This is a genomic window from Pseudomonas sp. 30_B, assembly GCF_017491605.1.
GTDB lineage: Bacteria > Pseudomonadota > Gammaproteobacteria > Pseudomonadales > Pseudomonadaceae > Pseudomonas.
This window is the reverse complement of the sequence record NZ_JAFGYY010000016.1, coordinates 39,248-54,221: the sequence shown is the minus strand read 5'-3', so window position 1 is coordinate 54,221 and position 14,974 is coordinate 39,248. Positions and strand designations below refer to the sequence as shown.

Below are 14,974 nucleotides of genomic sequence, written 5' to 3'. Positions count from 1 at the left end.
AGGAGAAACAACAATGACTCTGCGCAAATACGCAGGGCTAGGCGCCCTATTGCCTCTCGCAATGCCCGGTCTGGCCTTGGCTGACGAAGCCGCGGCCCCCGTCCTGAACAGCGGCGACACCGCCTGGATGCTGATTTCCAGCGCACTGGTGCTGCTGATGACCATTCCCGGCCTGGCGCTGTTCTACGGCGGCATGGTGCGCGCCAAGAACGTCCTGTCGATCATGATGCAGTGCTTCGCAATCACCGCGCTGGTCAGCATCCTCTGGGTCGTCTATGGCTACAGCCTGGCCTTCGACACCGTGGGCATGGAAAAGGGCGTGGTCAACTTCGCCTCCTTCGTCGGCGGACTCGACAAGGCCTTCCTCAGCGGCCTGACCTCCACCGGCCTGACTTCCGCCGCCGCGCTGTTCCCTGAGAGCGTCTTCGTGATGTTCCAGATGACCTTCGCGATCATCACCCCGGCCCTGATCGTCGGCGCCTTCGCCGAACGCATGAAATTCTCCGCCCTGCTGATCTTCACCACCCTGTGGTTCACCCTGGTCTACGCGCCGATCGCCCATATGGTGTGGAGCGGTGACGGTGGCCTGCTGTGGGACTGGGGCGTGCTGGACTTCGCCGGCGGCACCGTGGTGCACATCAACGCCGGTGTCGCGGGCCTGGTCGCCGCCCTGGTAATGGGCAAGCGCAAGGGCTACCCGAACGCCGCCATGGCGCCGCACAACCTGGGCTACACCCTGATCGGCGCCGCCCTGCTGTGGGTCGGCTGGTTCGGCTTCAACGCCGGTTCCGCCGCTGCCGCCAACGGCACCGCCGGCATGGCCATGCTGGTCACCCAGATCGCCACCGCCGCCGCTGCCTTGGGCTGGATGTTCGCCGAGTGGATCACCCACGGTAAGCCGAGCGCCCTGGGCATCGCTTCCGGCGTGGTGGCCGGCCTGGTCGCCGTCACCCCGGCCGCCGGCACCTGCGGCCCGATGGGCGCCATCGTGATCGGCCTGGCTGCCGGCGTGATCTGCTTCTTCGCCGCCACCAGCCTGAAGCGCGCCATCGGCTACGACGACTCCCTGGACGCCTTCGGCGTGCACGCGGTCGGCGGCATCGTCGGCGCCCTGCTCACCGGTGTGTTCGCAGCGCCCGCCCTGGGCGGCTTCGGCACCGTCACCGACATCGGCGCCCAGCTGTTCACCCAGTTCAAGGGCGTGGCCTTCACCATCGTCTACACCGCGATCGTCAGCTTCGTGATCCTCAAGGTGCTGGACCTGGTCATGGGCCTGCGCGTCACCGAGGAAGAGGAAACCATGGGTCTGGACCTCTCCCTGCACAACGAGCGCGGCTACAACCTGTAAGGGTTCGCGCACGTTCGACAAAGGGCGCCTGCGGGCGCCCTTTGCTTTTTTGCACATCACGCTAGAATGCGCGCGCATCACCGTTACGGACGGAGGAGAGCCCGCCATGTGGCAGCAGAAATCGATCACCCTGCGCCCGCGTTCGCGGGGCTTCCACCTGGTCACCGACGAAGTCCTGGCGGCATTGCCGGAACTCGCGAAGTACCGCGTCGGTCTGCTGCACCTGCTGTTGCAGCACACCTCGGCATCGCTGACGGTGAATGAAAATGCCGACCCCTCGGTGCGCCGCGACTTCGAGCGATTCTTCAATCGCCTGGTACCGCAGGGCGAGGGCGGCTACGAACATGACTACGAAGGCCCGGACGATTTGCCGGCGCACTTCAAGGCCAGCCTGCTGGGCTGCCAGCTGACCCTGCCGATACAGGATGGCCACTTGGCAATGGGCACCTGGCAGGGTATCTATCTCGGCGAGCACCGTGACCACGGGGGCCCGCGCAGGATAGTGGCGACCTGGCAGGGCGAGCTTGTATGAATTTTTTCCAGCTGCGTTCGTCAAAGCGCGCAGCTGGGCTATAACTAACGTGCTTTGCAGCACCACAGAGGTTGAATAATGAGCGACGAAGAACTGGAACAGGACGAGCTGGACGGCGCCGACGAGGACGATGGCGAGGAACTCGCCGCGGCTGACGATGGCGAAGCCGAAGGCAGCGATGGGGATGAAGCCCCTTCTTCTTCCGGTGGCGGCAAGAAAGCCAAGGCCGCGGTAGAGGAAGAGGAACTGCCCTCGGTCGAAGCCAAGCAGAAGGAACGCGATGCCCTGGCCAAGGCGATGGAGGAGTTCCTCAATCGTGGCGGCAAGGTGCAGGAGATCGAGCCCAACGTGGTCGCCGATCCGCCCAAGAAGCCGGATAGCAAATACGGCAGCCGCCCTATCTGATATCCGACGCGACATGAAAAAGCCCCGCCATTCCCGAGAGGGAGTGGCGGGGCTTTTTCATGGCCCTTTGTTGGGGCGGCCTGTCTTGTGCGTAGGAGCGGACTCCGTCCGCGATGGCATCCGGCGCGATGCGGACCTATCGCGGACGGAGTCCGCTCCTACAGGCGTGCCAGAACCCCCGGCAACTCCGCCAGGTTATGGATGATCGCGCTGGGTGCTTCTTCACCCTCCCAGTCCTTGCGCCCCGGGTTGAACCAGATCGCCTTCATCCCCGCGCGCCGTGCGCCGGCGATGTCGTCGCTGGGATGATCGCCGATGTGCACCGCCTGCTCCGCCGCCACCCCACCGCGCTTGAGCGCTTCCCGGAACGGATGCGGGTCCGGCTTGCCGACGCCCAGCTCTTCCGCACACAGGGCGAACTGGAAGTAGTCGGCCAGCCCCAGCCGGCGCACGTCGGCATTGCCGTTGGTGAGCACACCGAGGATGAACTGGTTGGCCAGCCGTTCCAGCGTTGGATGCACCTCGGGGAACAGCGCCACCTGGTGCCTTGCGTGGAGGAAGGCCTGGAAACCGGCTTCGGCCAGCTCGCTTGCCTCAGCCTGTGGATAACCGGCGTCGAGCAGCGCGTGGAACAGGATGCGCCGGCGCAGTTCGCTCAGGCGATGCCTGAGCATCGGGTCCTGCTCCATCAGCCGCGAGCGTATTGCCCACAGGTGTTCGATGGGTACCGGGCCGAGCCGTGCGGCATTCACCGCCAGCCATTCGCGCAGGGTGGCCTCCGCACTGTTCATCACCGGGGCGACGTCCCACAGCGTGTCATCGAGGTCAAAGGTGACCAGACGGATATTCATTCTTCAGCTCCCGGCTCGCCGTCGTGCTTGCGGCGAGCCCGCGGGTGCGCCTGGTCGTAGACCGAGGCGAGGTGTTGGAAATCCAGGTGGGTGTAGATCTGCGTGGTGGCGATGTCGGCATGGCCGAGCAGCTCCTGTACGGCACGCAGGTCCTGCGACGACTCCAGCATGTGGCTGGCGAAGGAGTGCCGCAGCATGTGCGGGTGCAGGTGCTGGCCGAGCTCGCGTACGCCGGCTTCGCGCACCCGCAGCTGGATGGCGCGCGGCGTCAGGCGTTTGCCGCTGCGGCCGATGAACACCGCGTTGTCTTGTGGCGAGGCGAGTGCGCGCAAGGGCAGCCAGGCTTCGATGGCCTGCCGCGCCGCGCGGCCTACCGGCAGTTCGCGGACCTTGTTGCCCTTGCCGTGCACGCGCACCAGGCCGTCCTTCAAATCGAGCCACTCCAGATCGAGGCCGACCAGTTCTGACAGGCGCAGGCCGGAGGAGTAGAACAGCTCCAGCATGGCCTGGTCGCGGCGGGCGATGAAGTCGTCCTCGACGCCACCGTCGAGCAGTTGCGCGGTGCGGTCGGTGTCGAGGGTACGCGGCAGCTTGCGCGCGCCCTTGGGGGCGGAGAGACCGTCGGCCGGGTTGTGCCGGCAGCGGCCTTCGCGAATCAGGTACTGGAACAGCCCGCGGGTGGCCGACAGCAAGCGCGCCAGGCTACGACTGGCGAGACCTTGCTGGTGCAGGCGGGCGACGAAAAGGCGCAGCTCGCGCACCTGCAACGCCGGCCAGTCGCTGATCGAGGATTTTTCGCAGAGTGTGGCCAGGCGCGTCAGGTCGCGGCGGTAGCCGTCGAGCGTGTGAGCGGACACCTGGCGCTCACTGCGCAGGTGTTCCAGGTAGGCATTGATGCCAGCGTCAAGCGTCAAGCGACAAGCTCCAAGTGAAAAGCGCCGCTCCCACCTTACTGCGACCGCTTACGGCTTGCAGCTTATAGCTTGCGGCTTCGCGCTAGCGCACCGACCGCAGCGGCGTGGAGAAGCGTGGCAGGGTTCGCGCGAGGACTTCGGCGACGTAGCCGAGGAACAGGGTGCCCAGCGAGCTCTTGTAGTGCTGCGGATCGGGGCTGCCGATCGCCAGCACGCCGTGCAGGCCCTGGAAGGTCAGCGGCACCACGGCGGCGGAGCCGACCTGCTCGCGTTCATCTTCGCAGAACAGGAACGCCAGCTCGTGGGGGCGCAGCACGCCGCAGACGGTCTTGCCGCCCGACAGCAGGCCACCGATGGCCTGGTGCGCCTCGGCGCTGCTCACCGAGCGGCCCACCGGCAGGTTGTTGTCGCTGAACAGGATCAGGCTGACGAAGGGCACGAGGAATTCGTGGCGCAGGCTGTCTTCGACGGTGCTGACGATTTCCTCGAGACTGGTGGCGTCGAGCAGGTCGAGCACCAGGCGGCGGGTCTTGTCGAACAGCCGGTCGTTGTCGCGGGCCACGTCCATCAGTTGCGACAGCCGATGGCGCATCTCGATGTTGCGCTCGCGCAGCAGGCGCACCTGGCGCTCCACCAGCGACACGGCATCGCCCGGCTGGTGCGGAATGCGCATCTCCGGGATCAGCTCGTCATGGTCGACGAAGAACTCCGGGTGCCGACGGAGATAGTCGGCAACCTGGTCGGCTTCGAGGGTAACGGTGGGTTCCTGCGGAGTATCGGTCATAAGCGTCCCGGTTTATTGCCTGCGCCGGTTCATGCGGCGTTGGAAACAGGCCTTATAGACGTACCTGGCCTTCGAACACCCGCACCGCGGGCCCGGTCATCATAACGGGCTGACCCGGTCCTGCCCACTCGATGGACAACCGTCCGCCGGGAAGCTCGATCTGTACCGGCGATTGCAGCCAGCCCTGGCGGATGCCGGCGACCGCGGCGGCGCAGGCGCCGGTGCCGCAGGCCAGCGTCTCGCCGACGCCGCGCTCCCAGACGCGCAGGCGCGCCTGGTTCGGGTTCACCACCTGCAGGAAGCCGATGTTGGCCTTCTGCGGGAAGCTCTCGTGGATTTCCAGTTTCGGCCCCAGGGTACGTACCGGTGCGCTGTCCACGTCACCCACGCGCAATACGCCGTGGGGGTTGCCCATGGAGATCGCGGCGAGGTCGAAACGCTGGCCGTCCACCTCGACGGGGTAGCTCAGTGCCTCGGCGTCGGCCTGGAACGGCACCTGCTCGGGCGCCAGGCGCGGTGCGCCCATGTTGACCGTGACCTGGCCATCGTTGGTCAGGGTCAACTCGATCATCCCGCCCTTGGTTTCCACACGGATGGTCTTCTTCACCGTCAGGCGCTTGTCGACCACGAAGCGGGCGAAGCAGCGCGCGCCGTTGCCGCACTGTTCGACCTCGGTGCCATCGCAGTTGAAGATGCGGTAGCGGAAGTCCGCCTCCGGCGTGCTCGGCGGCTCGACGATCAGCAGTTGATCGAAACCGACCCCGAAATTGCGGTCGCCCCACTGTTTCACATGGCGCGGTTGCACATGGGCGTGCTGGCTGACCAGGTCCAGGACCATGAAGTCATTACCCAGCCCATGCATCTTGGTAAAGCGCAGAAGCATCGTCGTCTCGGCCTCAGTCCGGCAGCAGGCTTTCGCCGGCGAACAGCTCTTGTAGTGTCTCGCGGCGACGCACTTCGTGCGCGGCCGAGCCATCCACCAGCACCTCGGCGGCGCGGCCCCGGGTGTTGTAGTTGGAACTCATCACGAAACCATAGGCGCCGGCCGATCGAACGGCCAGCAGGTCACCTTCTTCCAGGGCGAGGCTGCGCTCCCTGGCGATGAAATCGCCGGTTTCGCAGATCGGTCCGACCAGGTCGTAGGTGCGTGCTTCGCCATCACGGGCGACGACCGGGGTGACGTCCATCCAGGCCTGGTACAGCGCCGGGCGGATCAGGTCGTTCATCGCCGCATCGACGATGGCGAAGTCTTTGTCAGGGGTGTGTTTCAGGTATTCGACGCGGGTCAGCAGCACGCCGGCATTGGCAGCGATATTGCGGCCCGGCTCGAACACCAGCGCCAGCGGGCGGTTGCCCAGGCGCTCGCGCAGCGCGCGGATGTACTCGGCGGGCTCGGGCGGCGTCTCGTCGCGGTAGCGCACGCCCAGTCCGCCGCCCAGATCCAGGTGGCGGATGGCGATGCCGCGCGCGGCAAGGCGATCGACCAGTACCAGCAGGCGGTCGAGGGCGTCGAGGAAGGGTTCCAGGCTGGTCAGCTGCGAGCCGATGTGGCAATCGACGCCGATCACGTCCAGGTTCGGCAGTTGCGCGGCGCGGGCGTAGACCGCCTCGGCGGCGTCGATGGCGATGCCGAACTTGTTTTCCTTCAGGCCCGTGGCGATGTACGGGTGGGTCTGCGCGTCGACGTCCGGGTTGACCCGCAGGGACACCGGCGCCTTCACGCCCAGCTCGGCGGCGACCGCCTGCAGGCGTTCCAGCTCGACCTCGGATTCGACGTTGAAGCAGTGCACGCCCACTTCCAGCGCGCGGCGCATGTCCTCGCGGGTCTTGCCGACGCCGGAGAACACCACTTTCGAAGGATCACCACCGGCGGCCAGCACGCGCTCCAGTTCGCCGCGGGAGACGATATCGAAACCCGCGCCCAGGCGCGCCAGCACGTTCAGCACGGCGAGGTTGGAGTTGGCCTTGACCGCGAAACACACCAGATGCGGCACGCCCGCCAGGGCGTCAGCGTAGGCGCGGTACTGTTGCGTCAGGTGCGCGCGGGAGTAGACGTAGGTCGGCGTGCCGAAGCGCTCGGCGATCGCCGACAACGGTACGTCCTCCGCGAACAGTTGCCCGTCGCGGACCGGGAAGGCGTCCATGGGAGCTGCCCTCAGAGACCGTAGCGGTCCTTGCTGTGTTCGCTCTTGGCCTTCTCGTCGTCCGGCAGGTACAGCGGGCCTTTCTGGCCACAGCCGGCCAGCGCGGCGGTCAGCACGGCCAGCGCGACGAAGGGAAGCAGCAGTCGCTTCATGGCGGAATCCTTGTAATAAAGCGTCAATTGGACCGGAGTATACCGGCCCCCCGCCGGCTTGCCTATTCAAGCGGGCTCCCGCCTGGCGGGGCTTGCGGCTCGCGCCGGGCGGACAACTGGCCCTATGATTGCGGGCAAAAAACGGACGTGCCGATGGACTATTGCGATCCCCTGCCCAGTTCGGTGTCGGTGGCCTACCTGCAGGGCCTGGTGGAGCATCTGCAGCGCCAGGGTGTTGATCCGGCGCGGCTGCTGGCGACGGTGCACCTGGCCCCCTCGATCCTCATCCAGCGCGACCAGCGCATCGCCGCCAGTGCCTATCTGGAACTGGTGGGCGCCGGCGTGCGGCTGAGCGGCGACGACAACCTTGGCCTGCACCTGGGCGAAGCGGTGCGCCCCGGCTACTACGGCGTGCTGGGCTACCTGATCATGAGCTGCGCGACCCTCGCCGATGCCCTGCACCGCCAGGCGCGCTACGCCGCGCTGGTAGGCAACCTGGGCCGTGTCGACCTGGCCGACGAGCCGCCGCGCGCGGGCTGCGAGCCGCTGGTGAGGCACAGTTGGGAGCCCTTGCTGCCGCAACAGCAGCGACAGATGAGCGAAGAGACGCTGGCCGGCTGGGTCAGCTTCGGCCATTGGGTCAGCGGCGTGGACGAGGCGCCGTTCGAGGTTCGCTTCCGCCACAGTGCACCGGCGGACACCCGCGAGCACGAACGCATCTTCCGTTGCCCGGTGCTGTTCGATCAGCCGGACAACGCGCTGGTTTTTCCGAGGCGCCTGCTGAGTCTGCCGCTGGCCCAGGCCGACGCCCAGGTGCGGCGCACCCTGGATGCCTACGCCGAGCGGCTGCTGGCGGAGATCAACAAGGGCGACAACGTGCTCGACCGCGCCCGTCTGGAACTGGCGCGCCAGTTGCCGGAACAGGGCGCGGACCTCGAACGCCTGTCGCAGATGCTCGCCCTGAGCCCGCGTACCCTGCAGCGCCGCCTGCGTGACACCGGCCTGTCGTTCAGCCAACTGGTGGACGAAACCCGCCAGCAGCTGGTGCTGCATTATCTGCGCGACCCGGCGCTGGACAGCGCCGACATCGCCTATCTGCTCGGTTTCAGCGAGGCCGGCTCGCTCGCCCGTGCATTCCGGCGCTGGACGGGGCAGAGTCTGGGCCAATACCGGCGTAAACTGACGCCTTTGACCGATCCCGAGGACGATGCATGAGCACTTTGAGCGAAGCCCGCTTCCACGACCTGGTGGATGCCGTACAGGTAACGGTGGAGGACGCTTTCGATGACAGCGACCTGGATGTTGACCTGGAGAACTCCAGCGGCGTGCTGACGGTGCGCTTCGAGAATGGCACCCAGCTGATCCTCAGTCGCCAGCCGGCCCTTCGCCAGCTGTGGGTGGCGGCGCGCTCCGGCGGCTTCCACTTCGACTATGACGAATCCGGTTCGCTGTGGATCAGCGACAGCACCCGCGAGCCGCTGGGCGCGCTGCTCAACCGCGCGACGCTGGAACAGGCGGGCGAGGATGTCGACTTCCCCGGCATCTGAGCCGCAGGCGAGCGTCGCCTCGCCCTGCTGCCGGCAATGCTGCCTGGACGAGGCGGACATCTGCCTCGGCTGCGGCCGCACCCTGAGCGAGATCCTGGAGTGGGGTAAGGCGGACGGCGAGCGACGCCGGGCGATCCTGGCGGACTGCGAAAAGCGCCGAAACAACCGCTCGCCGAAGTGGTGACGGGTTGGTGTTGCTTATTTTCTGTGCTGTGTTAGTGTCCGGAAAAACCCCGCCTTAGGGCGGGGTTTTTCATTTTTCGAAAACCCGATCGCTTCAACACGAGCTTTCACACGAGATTGACCCAGGGCCCCGAACGCGCGAGCGTCCGGGGCTCTCCTGTAAGGAGACTGCCAACCATCATGACCACGACACCCATCACCGTTACCCGACTCGACCTGCAACGTCTGGAGCGCCTGCTCGACAGCCTGGATGAGTACGGTCCCGCTGCCGAGGCACTGGAGGCCGAACTGGCCCGTGCCACGGTCGTTGGCCATAACGAGGTACCGCCGGGCGTGGTCACGATGAACTCCACCGTGCGCTGCCGCGAGGAAGGCAGCGGCAAGGAATATCACCTGACGCTGGTCTATCCGGCCGATGCCGGCGGTGAAGGCAAGGTCTCGATCCTGGCGCCGGTGGGCACCGCGCTGCTGGGGCTGACCACCGGGCAGAGCATCGACTGGCCGGCGCCCAGCGGCAAGACGCTGAAGCTGACCCTGCTGGAAGTGGAGTACCAGCCCGAGGCCGCCGGCGACTACGATCGCTGATCCGCCGCCCCGCAAGCCCCCTCCACCGGGTGCTTGGCGTGGCCGTTCAGGCTTCGGCCAGCGCCCGGTTCAGCGCCTGCTCCAGGCTCTGCTTGTAACGCAGGAAATGCACCGTCTGCAGCTCGCCGCCCTCCTGCATCGCCGACAGGTCGAGGTCGGTGATATAGCAGGGATAGCGCTCCTGGCCGCTGCGCTGGCCGAGGATGTGCCGCGCCACCGCCTGGAACAGCCCGTCGCCGTACTCAAGTTCCGAGAACTCGCGGTGGTTGCAGTACAGCGTGGTGCGCGCGCGTTGCCCGTCGCCCGGTTCGATGATCGCCTGCACGTTGTAGTACGGCAGCGGGACCAGCGCCTGTGCCGGGGTGCGTCGCTCGATCCGCTGCGCCTGCTGGTGGCCGTTGGGCAGGACCTCATAGAAGAGAATCTCCGCACCCACCGTGCGCTGGCCGTCGGGCAGCGGCAGCAGTGCGTTGCGCCGGTACTGCACCGATTGCAGGAAGCGTTGCAGCGGCAGCAGCAGGCTTTCCTCGCTGTCGTAGGACTGGCGGCGGCGCCAGAGTGCGTTGCGTTCGTCGAGGACGCTGATCTCGGCATTGCCCTCGTCCAGGCGATAGAACACCTGCACGCAATTGGCCCGGCCCAGCGGCAGGATCAGTCCCAGGTCCTCGCCTTCCAGTGCATGCCGGTCCAGTTGCAGGAAACCGTTGTCCTGCTGGGTGTCGCCCAGGTGTTCGATCAGCGCCGGCAAACCTTCCACCACCCGGTGGCTGACCTCGCCCGGAGTCAGTTGCAGCAGGTGGAAGTGCTGCTGCACCTGCAGCAGGAAGCGCCCGCCGCGTCCGCTGGCGAGCTGCCCGTGGGCGTCGCGGATCAGGTCTTCCACGCGCTGGGCGATGGCCACCGCGCGGTTGCGGCAGAAGCAGCGCACCAGCAGGCGTGGCGGCGGGGCATCGGTGGGCAGGCCGTTGAGGAAATCGCGCAGGCAGTCGAGCAGCGCATGGGGCCCGGCGAAGCGGCTGACCACCAGTTCGTTCCAGCTGTTCAGGGTGATCTGATCGAGGGTCAGCACCAGGTTGTCGCGCACGCCGGAGTAGCCGAGCGAGTCGGTGCGCTCGGTGGTCATGTGTACGTTCATCTGGCTGTGCTGGCGCAGCGGGTCGAGGCCGACATTCACCAGGATCAGCGTCTGCGCCGGCACGCTGCTGCGCAGCAGGGCGCTTTCCGGCACCTCGGCCAGCGGCAGTGGGAAGGCCTGCTGCAGGCAGCCCAGCAGGTTCTGCAGTTCGAATTCGTTGAGATCGCTGGCGCCCGGTTGCAGGGACAGGCGCGTGCTGGCGTCGATCACGCCGTTGCGGTGACTCCAGGCCAGCAGCTCCATCAGGTCGCGGGCGCGGCGCAGCGGGGCGAAGTCGGGCATTTCCTGCCGCGCCAGGCTGCCGCTGAACAGCGCCCAGGAGGGCGGCTTGCCGGCTTCGGCGGGCAACTGGGCGAGGGTGAGGATGTCTTCGGCGACGTCGGGGGCGATGCCCGGGTTGATGAACTCGACCTTGCCGGCCTTGCGCTCGAAGGCGGCGTACAGGCGACGGCCGAGCACGCTCAGGTCGCGCGGGTTGATTCCGCTGGCGGCCTGTTGCAGGCGGGCGAACTGGGAGAGGAAGCGGTAGCTGTGGGTCAGTTCGTTGACCAGCGAGCGCCGTTCCAGCAGCACCTGGCGGACTTTCCACTGGCTGCGGCTGTCGAGCAGGCCGTAGGTGCGGCTGTCCCAGTTCCATTCGGCGGACAGGCGCTCCATCAGCTTGCGCTGCCAGCTCTTGTGGCCCAGGCGGGGCGGGCGGCTGAGCTTCTTGCCAACCTTCAGGTAGAGGCAGCGGCGGACCAGCTCCAGGCGCTCCCGCTCGCCACGCGCGGTGAGGTATTCCTCCAAGCGGCGGTAGAGCATCACGTAGGGGTCGAGCTCTTCCTCGTCCAGCCGGCCGGCGTAGATCGCCTGCTTGTAACGCAGGCTCAGGCAGGCGCCGTTCGGGTGCTCGCTGGCATAGACCTCGGTGAGCAGCAGCTTGAGCACCGACTTGTAGGGCGACTCGATGCCCTTGAACAGCTGCCACATGCCCGCACCGATGAACTCGCCCGGCGGGATGCGCGCCAAGTGGCCGAGGTCGATCACTTCGTCGGCGCGGACGAAGCGTTTGTTCAGCAGCGTTTCGCAATATTCGGCGTAGCGACCTTCTTCATAGACCGGTACCAGCCACCAGAGCGGCGTGCGCCCGCCGAGCCAGATGGCGGTGCGGTAGAACTCGTCGAGCAGCAGGTAGTGCTGGCTGGTGCCGCAGTCGTCGGAGGTCAGGCGGGCATCGCGCGCGCCCTGGGTGAAGCGCTGCGCCTCGATGAAGAAGCAATGCACCTCCGCACCCTGGGTCGCGGCCCACTGTTCCAGCAGGCTGCACTTACGCTGCAGCTCGGCGAGCTCCTGCGGGGAAAGGTCGGAGGCGTGGCAGACCCACAGGTCGAGGTCGCTCTGTTCGGCCTGGGCGACGGTGCCCAGGCTGCCCATCAGGAACAGGCCGTGGATCGGCAACGGCGGGTCGCCGCGGCGCGGCTTGTAGGTGAAGGAGCGGGTCAGGCGCTGGGCTTCGGCGAGCAGTTCGTCGTCCGGGACGAAGTTGGCGAGGCCCGCCGGGGTGGCCGCCGACACATAGCCGGGCAGCAGCGGATGGTTCACGTCCAGCAGCAGCGGCAGCAGCTTCAGCACCAGTTGCTGGCGCGTGGACAGCGCCTCGCTGGCGCGCCGCAGACGGCCGGCATTGACCTTCAGGAAGCGCTGGCGCAACTGTGCCAGTACCTTGCGGTCGATGCCGTCGTCGATGTCCGGGCGAATCTCGGGGGTGAGCGTCATGGCTTGCTGCGGCCTGGCCAGCGGCGCCGCATCAGGGGTGCGGCGCCCGGAAATTTGCCAGGTTATCGCCCGCTCGTGGCGAATCTTGAGATCAGCTGCGCAGGATGCCCAGCAGGACCTGGGCATGCTCGGCGGCATCCAGACCCAGGCTGGTCAGGTAGCCGCCATCGGGCTTGTCGATCAGCCCCTTGGCATGCAGGCGTTCGGCGGCCGCGACGGTGTCCCGCGAGGCGTCATGGTGGACTTTCAATCCCGCCTGGCTGTTCTCCAGATCGAAGAGCGCCAGCAAGTCCAGTTCGGCAACCATATCTTTGGTGAAAGCCATATGCGCAACTCCCAATGATCAGTGAGCCCCCAGTGTAGTCTCAAGTCCGGCCTGTTCGGCAAGCGCCGTTACTCGTCTTCGCCGGGCAGGGTCGGCAAGGCGCGCAGGGCCTGCTCGTACCATTCGCCGTTGAAGGCGCGGTCTTCGGCCAGCATGGCTTCGATTTCGTGGGCGAGCACCAGGGCCATCAGGTGCAGCGCATCCTCGCGCTCGTAGCCGACCAGGGTGAGCTTGTTGAACACCGCGCGGGCGGCCGGCGGGCTCTCGCTCTCGATCTGGTTCTCGATGGCCTGGATCAGGGTGTCTTCGGCGAAGGACTCGTCGCCATCGTCTTGGTCGGTCATCACATTGCGCTCCGGTGGGCTTGTGAAGCAGCCCGAAGTTGGCCAACCTGCGGATCAACTTCAGGCTGTAAATGGATTGTCGGGCGACATGATCACCTATTACACCCTCGTCGGCGACCGCCTGGTGCGCCACAACGGCAGCGAGTGCCATGGCATGCCCAAGGACACCCTGTGGATCGACCTGTTCCAGCCCACCCTCGAGGAGGAGCAGCTGCTGGAGTCGATCATCGCGGTGGACGTGCCGACCCGGGAGGAAATGGCCGAGATCGAGGATTCCTCGCGCTTCTACGAGAGCAACGGTGCGCTGTACATGACCACCACCGTGGTCGGCGGCATCCGCGAGCACAAGCCGAGCACCTCGGAAGTCACCTGCGTGCTGACCCCGCACTGGCTGGTGACGGTGCGCTACACCGACCTGCTGGCCTTCCGCACCTTCGAGGCACGCACCCAGCGCGGCGGCTGCGAGGGCAAGAGCGACCAGCTGTTCGTGACCCTGATGGACAGCGTGGTGGACCGCATCGCCGACGTGCTGGAGACGGTGCAGCAGCAACTGGATTCGCTGTCCAACGGCATCTTCCAGGAAGGTCAGGCCAAGGGCGACAAGACCGACCTGCAGGGCATCGTCAAGCAACTGGGGCGCGGCAACTCGCTGCTGTCCAAGCTCAACGAGAGTCTGCTGAGCATCAGCCGGCCGCTGGCCTACTTCCGCCAGGGCAGTAACGGCTGGATCAGCGAGGAAGTGAAGCTGGGCATGAAGTCGGTGGAGCGCGACGTGCGTTCGCTGAGCGAGTACCAGTCGAAGATGGCCGGGGAAATCACCTTCCTGCTCGATGCCACGCTCGGCCTGATCAACATTGAGCAGAACAGCATCATCAAGGTGTTTTCCATCGCCGCCGTGCTGTTCCTGCCGCCGACCCTGGTGGGCACGGTATATGGCATGAACTTCCAGCACATGCCGGAGCTGGCCTGGACGGCAGGCTACCCGATGGCGCTGGTGGCGATGGTCGTTTCGGCGATCATTCCCTACTACTGGTTCAAGTTCAAAGGCTGGCTCTAAGGTGCTGGAACCGGCGCGGGGCGCCGGTTCCAGCCGGGTCTACTGCTGGCTCAACTGCATCAACTGGCCGGACACCGCCCGGGCGTTGCGATCGACGATGATCGGCGCCCAGGGCCGGCCCGAGGCGCTGACCACGGTGTTGTTCTTGCTGTTCATGTCCGCCAGCGCCTTGCTCAGGTACTCCCAGCGGGTGTGCAGCTTCTTGGTCGCATCGTTGTCCGGCAGTTGCGCGATGCGCTGCGAGAGCAGTGGCACCAGTACGCTCTCGTCCTGGCCCAGATAGGACTGGGGCTGCTCGCGCGCCAGTTCCAGCCCGCTCAGGTAGGAGCGGCCCAGGTATTGGGTGGCGAGGAATTCGACCCGCACCGGCAGCTGCCACAGCGGAATCTGGCTGGGGTCGGCGCTGGCCGGGACGAAGCGCTCGATCTGGGTCAGCAGTTCGCGCAGGGCGCGGCTGAGGTCCTGGTTGTAGCGCCAGGGCAGGTCCTCTTCCCTGGGGCCGTAGGAAACGCCATTGCGTATTTGCGTAACGAAGTCGGCGTGGGCCTTTTTCAGCGCCCCGTCGGACTTGGGATAGGCTTTGATCGCCTGGTCCAGCGTGGCAAGGTCCTTCTCCAGCTGGGCGGCGTGGTCTTCCTGGAAGCCTTCGCCGCGCAGCAACAGCAGGCTGTTGATCGAGCGGCAGGTGTAGACCTGCATCGTCTGCAGCTGCAGTTCATCACTGGGCAGGTTGGCGTGGGCACTGAGGGCGAGAAGTCCGAAACAGCACAGCAGAATACCGCGAAGCACATCGAGCTTTCGGAGCATGGCGGGCGTTTCCTTGTTGTTATTGTGTGCCGCGCGAGGCGCCGGGGCATTTTCTCGGCGCCGGGGTTGCAGCCACTCCAAGGCTAGCGCCGAACGGAGCCGC

At 66.4% G+C, this 14,974-nt stretch carries 18 protein-coding genes; 8 read left to right on the top strand and 10 right to left on the bottom strand.

Annotation, left to right across the window (positions count from 1 at the left end; all coding sequences use genetic code 11):
* Positions 1-13: 13 nt before the first annotated feature.
* The 3 genes from J5M67_RS18175 (at position 14) to sutA (ending at position 2,285) form a co-directional block, all read left to right on the top strand.
* Positions 14-1,348, top strand: coding sequence for an ammonium transporter (locus J5M67_RS18175; RefSeq protein ID WP_207886735.1), 1,335 nt, complete (start codon positions 14-16; stop codon positions 1,346-1,348).
* Between the two features lie 106 nt (positions 1,349-1,454).
* Complete coding sequence (locus J5M67_RS18170; protein WP_207886734.1) at positions 1,455-1,880, top strand: secondary thiamine-phosphate synthase enzyme YjbQ; 426 nt, start codon at positions 1,455-1,457, stop codon at positions 1,878-1,880.
* A gap of 78 nt (positions 1,881-1,958) precedes the next feature.
* A complete protein-coding gene (gene sutA / locus J5M67_RS18165; RefSeq protein ID WP_207886733.1) occupies positions 1,959-2,285 on the top strand; it encodes a transcriptional regulator SutA in 327 nt (108 codons plus the stop codon).
* Positions 2,286-2,443: 158 nt separating this feature from the next.
* On the opposite strand, the gene J5M67_RS18160 is transcribed toward sutA, so the two are convergent.
* From J5M67_RS18160 to J5M67_RS18135, 6 genes are all read right to left on the bottom strand, one after another.
* Positions 2,444-3,136 (bottom strand): HAD family hydrolase, encoded by a 693-nt coding sequence (locus J5M67_RS18160; protein WP_207886732.1) that lies wholly within the window; start codon positions 3,134-3,136, stop codon positions 2,444-2,446.
* On the bottom strand, positions 3,133-4,050 hold the full coding sequence (xerC, locus tag J5M67_RS18155) for a tyrosine recombinase XerC (protein WP_207886731.1): 918 nt from the start codon (positions 4,048-4,050) through the stop codon (positions 3,133-3,135). The genes J5M67_RS18160 and xerC overlap by 4 nt, the downstream gene beginning before the upstream one ends.
* Positions 4,051-4,132: 82 nt before the next feature.
* Entirely contained in the window at positions 4,133-4,834 is a 702-nt protein-coding gene (locus J5M67_RS18150; protein ID WP_207886730.1) for a DUF484 family protein, read from the bottom strand.
* Positions 4,835-4,886: 52 nt separating this feature from the next.
* Positions 4,887-5,717 carry a diaminopimelate epimerase gene (gene dapF, locus J5M67_RS18145; protein ID WP_207886729.1) on the bottom strand — a complete coding sequence of 277 codons (831 nt, stop codon included), beginning with the start codon at positions 5,715-5,717 and terminating at the stop codon, positions 4,887-4,889.
* Positions 5,718-5,730: 13 nt separating this feature from the next.
* Positions 5,731-6,978: a diaminopimelate decarboxylase gene (gene lysA, locus J5M67_RS18140; RefSeq protein WP_207886728.1), complete on the bottom strand. Its 1,248-nt coding sequence runs from the start codon at positions 6,976-6,978 to the stop codon at positions 5,731-5,733.
* Between the two features lie 11 nt (positions 6,979-6,989).
* Entirely contained in the window at positions 6,990-7,130 is a 141-nt protein-coding gene (locus J5M67_RS18135; protein WP_015479508.1) for a lipoprotein, read from the bottom strand.
* A 153-nt stretch (positions 7,131-7,283) separates the two neighbouring features.
* Here J5M67_RS18135 and J5M67_RS18130 point away from each other — a divergent pair, with 153 nt between their 5' ends.
* From J5M67_RS18130 to rnk, 4 genes are all read left to right on the top strand, one after another.
* Positions 7,284-8,345: an AraC family transcriptional regulator gene (locus J5M67_RS18130; protein ID WP_207886727.1), complete on the top strand. Its 1,062-nt coding sequence runs from the start codon at positions 7,284-7,286 to the stop codon at positions 8,343-8,345.
* Positions 8,342-8,677, top strand: coding sequence for an iron donor protein CyaY (gene cyaY / locus J5M67_RS18125; RefSeq protein WP_015479506.1), 336 nt, complete (start codon positions 8,342-8,344; stop codon positions 8,675-8,677). The genes J5M67_RS18130 and cyaY overlap by 4 nt, the downstream gene beginning before the upstream one ends.
* Positions 8,655-8,861 carry a DUF1289 domain-containing protein gene (locus tag J5M67_RS18120; protein WP_207886726.1) on the top strand — a complete coding sequence of 69 codons (207 nt, stop codon included), beginning with the start codon at positions 8,655-8,657 and terminating at the stop codon, positions 8,859-8,861. The genes cyaY and J5M67_RS18120 overlap by 23 nt, the downstream gene beginning before the upstream one ends.
* Before the next feature lie 179 nt (positions 8,862-9,040).
* Positions 9,041-9,445 carry a nucleoside diphosphate kinase regulator gene (gene rnk / locus J5M67_RS18115; protein WP_207886725.1) on the top strand — a complete coding sequence of 135 codons (405 nt, stop codon included), beginning with the start codon at positions 9,041-9,043 and terminating at the stop codon, positions 9,443-9,445.
* Between the two features lie 46 nt (positions 9,446-9,491).
* Here the strand turns inward: rnk and J5M67_RS18110 are convergent, their stop codons facing one another.
* The 3 genes from J5M67_RS18110 to J5M67_RS18100 all read right to left on the bottom strand — a co-directional run bounded on the left by J5M67_RS18110 (position 9,492) and on the right by J5M67_RS18100 (position 13,007).
* Complete coding sequence (locus J5M67_RS18110) at positions 9,492-12,338, bottom strand: class I adenylate cyclase (RefSeq protein WP_207886724.1); 2,847 nt, start codon at positions 12,336-12,338, stop codon at positions 9,492-9,494.
* Between the two features lie 91 nt (positions 12,339-12,429).
* Entirely contained in the window at positions 12,430-12,663 is a 234-nt protein-coding gene (locus tag J5M67_RS18105; RefSeq protein WP_207886723.1) for a TIGR02647 family protein, read from the bottom strand.
* A gap of 68 nt (positions 12,664-12,731) precedes the next feature.
* Complete coding sequence (locus tag J5M67_RS18100; RefSeq protein ID WP_207886722.1) at positions 12,732-13,007, bottom strand: hypothetical protein; 276 nt, start codon at positions 13,005-13,007, stop codon at positions 12,732-12,734.
* Positions 13,008-13,095: 88 nt separating this feature from the next.
* On the opposite strand from J5M67_RS18100, the gene J5M67_RS18095 reads away from it, so the two are divergent.
* Complete coding sequence (locus J5M67_RS18095; RefSeq protein WP_207886721.1) at positions 13,096-14,064, top strand: magnesium transporter CorA family protein; 969 nt, start codon at positions 13,096-13,098, stop codon at positions 14,062-14,064.
* A 39-nt stretch (positions 14,065-14,103) separates the two neighbouring features.
* Here J5M67_RS18095 and J5M67_RS18090 read toward each other — a convergent pair whose 3' ends face one another.
* The gene (locus J5M67_RS18090; protein ID WP_207886720.1) at positions 14,104-14,871 is read right to left on the bottom strand and encodes a hypothetical protein; all 768 of its coding nucleotides are present in this window, start codon (positions 14,869-14,871) and stop codon (positions 14,104-14,106) included.
* Positions 14,872-14,974: the final 103 nt, after the last annotated feature.

Bases quoted from the DNA above. Each gene is read 5' to 3' on its own strand.
- J5M67_RS18175 (WP_207886735.1), top strand. From the start codon at position 14: ATGACTCTGCGCAAATACGCAGGGCTAGGCGCCCTATTGCCTCTCGCA.
- J5M67_RS18170 (WP_207886734.1), top strand. From the start codon at position 1,455: ATGTGGCAGCAGAAATCGATCACCCTGCGCCCGCGTTCGCGGGGCTTC.
- sutA (WP_207886733.1), top strand. From the start codon at position 1,959: ATGAGCGACGAAGAACTGGAACAGGACGAGCTGGACGGCGCCGACGAG.
- J5M67_RS18160 (WP_207886732.1), bottom strand. From the start codon at position 3,136: ATGAATATCCGTCTGGTCACCTTTGACCTCGATGACACGCTGTGGGAC.
- J5M67_RS18150 (WP_207886730.1), bottom strand. From the start codon at position 4,834: ATGACCGATACTCCGCAGGAACCCACCGTTACCCTCGAAGCCGACCAG.
- dapF (WP_207886729.1), bottom strand. From the start codon at position 5,717: ATGCTTCTGCGCTTTACCAAGATGCATGGGCTGGGTAATGACTTCATG.
- lysA (WP_207886728.1), bottom strand. From the start codon at position 6,978: ATGGACGCCTTCCCGGTCCGCGACGGGCAACTGTTCGCGGAGGACGTA.
- J5M67_RS18135 (WP_015479508.1), bottom strand. From the start codon at position 7,130: ATGAAGCGACTGCTGCTTCCCTTCGTCGCGCTGGCCGTGCTGACCGCC.
- J5M67_RS18130 (WP_207886727.1), top strand. From the start codon at position 7,284: ATGGACTATTGCGATCCCCTGCCCAGTTCGGTGTCGGTGGCCTACCTG.
- cyaY (WP_015479506.1), top strand. From the start codon at position 8,342: ATGAGCACTTTGAGCGAAGCCCGCTTCCACGACCTGGTGGATGCCGTA.
- J5M67_RS18120 (WP_207886726.1), top strand. From the start codon at position 8,655: ATGTCGACTTCCCCGGCATCTGAGCCGCAGGCGAGCGTCGCCTCGCCC.
- rnk (WP_207886725.1), top strand. From the start codon at position 9,041: ATGACCACGACACCCATCACCGTTACCCGACTCGACCTGCAACGTCTG.
- J5M67_RS18110 (WP_207886724.1), bottom strand. From the start codon at position 12,338: ATGACGCTCACCCCCGAGATTCGCCCGGACATCGACGACGGCATCGAC.
- J5M67_RS18105 (WP_207886723.1), bottom strand. From the start codon at position 12,663: ATGGCTTTCACCAAAGATATGGTTGCCGAACTGGACTTGCTGGCGCTC.
- J5M67_RS18100 (WP_207886722.1), bottom strand. From the start codon at position 13,007: ATGACCGACCAAGACGATGGCGACGAGTCCTTCGCCGAAGACACCCTG.
- J5M67_RS18095 (WP_207886721.1), top strand. From the start codon at position 13,096: ATGATCACCTATTACACCCTCGTCGGCGACCGCCTGGTGCGCCACAAC.
- J5M67_RS18090 (WP_207886720.1), bottom strand. From the start codon at position 14,871: ATGCTCCGAAAGCTCGATGTGCTTCGCGGTATTCTGCTGTGCTGTTTC.